This is a genomic window from Gemmatimonadaceae bacterium (assembly GCA_036496605.1).
In the GTDB taxonomy this organism is placed as follows: domain Bacteria; phylum Gemmatimonadota; class Gemmatimonadetes; order Gemmatimonadales; family Gemmatimonadaceae; genus AG2.
In genome coordinates, this window is record DASXKV010000028.1 from 1 (window position 1) to 1592 (window position 1592).

General features: G+C 64.7%; 2 protein-coding genes. Both read left to right on the top strand.

Annotation, left to right across the window (positions count from 1 at the left end):
- The coding region (locus VGH98_09350) for a leucine dehydrogenase (protein ID HEY2376165.1) at window positions 1-424 on the top strand (424 nt) is incomplete at its 5' end.
- Between the two features lie 214 nt (window positions 425-638).
- Window positions 639-1571 (top strand): IS110 family transposase, encoded by a 933-nt coding sequence (locus tag VGH98_09355; GenBank protein HEY2376166.1) that lies wholly within the window; start codon window positions 639-641, stop codon window positions 1569-1571.
- The last annotated feature ends 21 nt before the right edge of the window (window positions 1572-1592 follow it).

A 1592-nucleotide genomic window follows, 5' to 3' on the forward strand; every position in this document is an offset into this window, starting at 1 on the left:
AGCCGTCGCGACCGACGCGATCTACGGGGTCAAGGCGGACATTTTCGCGCCGTGTGCGCTCGGTGCCCTCATCAACGACGACACGCTCAAGCAACTCAAGGTCGAGATCGTCGCGGGCGGTGCCAACAACCAGCTTGCCGAAACGCGCCACGGCCTGCAGCTCGAAAAACAGGGGATCCTGTACGCGCCGGATTACGTGATCAACGGCGGCGGCGTGGTGAACGTCTTCGGCGAGCTGCAGGGATGGACGATGGATCGCGCCAAGCGGAAGGCGCACGAGATCTACGACACGATCCTGCGGGTCTTCGCCATCGCCACGCGCGAAAAGATTCCGTCATTCGAGGCTGCGGATCACCTCGCCGAGGAACGGATCCGGTCGGTGGCGGCACTGAAGCGGATGTGGATTTCGGGGGACCGAGTCTAGTCGCGACCCCCAACGCCTTGTATCTCTCTAAATCTGTGTTCTGCTGTAGTTTCTCGATAGGGTGGTAACCCGTTCTGCCTAAGGGCCTCGAGCCCGTTCGTTAGCCTGGGTGCCACTCGTTATTGATCGCCGAGAGCCCGAACAGTTGCCGGGGGCTGGACCCCGCATCACGCAAGGTTGGGCCACGCCGATCGTTCTTCGCACCGAGGTACTCATGGACTGCTACATCGGCATCGATGTCTCGAAGGCGACGCTCGACATCGCTGCACTCCCCGATGGGGAGAGCTGGACCGTCACGAATGATGACGCGGGCCTCGCCGAGTTGATGCCGCGACTCGTCGCGCTCACGCCGGCGCTCGTCGTCATGGAGGCCACCGGCGGCTTCGAGATGCTCACGGCGATCACGCTCGCCAAAGCCGGTCTGCCGATTGCGGTCGTGAATCCGCGCCAGGTGCGCGACTTCGCGAAAGCGATGGGCCAGCTCGCCAAGACGGACGCGCTCGATGCCGGCATGCTCGCTGATTTTGCGCAGCGCGTGCGGCCGGAGCCTCGTCCGCTGCCCGACGAAGCGGCGCAGCGGCTCGACAGTCTGCTCACGCGCCGCCGGCAGATCGTCGAGATGCTCACCGCGGAAAAGAATCGTCTCGGCTTTGCGCGTGGGCCAGTCAAGCGCGACATCAGCCAGCATATTCGCTGGCTCGAGAAGCGGCTCACCGATGTCGACGGTGATTTGCAGGACGCCGTCGCCGCGAGTCCACTGTACCAGGCGAAGTCGGATCTCTTGCGCAGCGTGCCGGGCGTCGGGCCGGTGACCGCGCTCACGCTGCTCGCGACGCTACCGGAGCTCGGTCATCTGTCGCGACACCAGATCGCGGCGCTCGTCGGCGTCGCACCCATGAATCGCGATAGCGGCACAATGCGCGGGAAACGGATGGTCTGGGGTGGTCGCGCGCCGGTCCGCGCCGTGCTCTACATGGCCGCGCTCGTCGGCCTCAAGCACAACCCGGTGCTCCGCGTCTTCTACGAGCGCCTGCGCGCGGCCGGCAAGCCCTTCAAAGTCGCCGCGACCGCGTGCATGCGAAAGCTGCTCACGATCCTCAATGCGATGCTGCATCAGCATCGCCGCTGGGATCCTCAACACGCTTGACATGCGAGACAGTTGCTAACG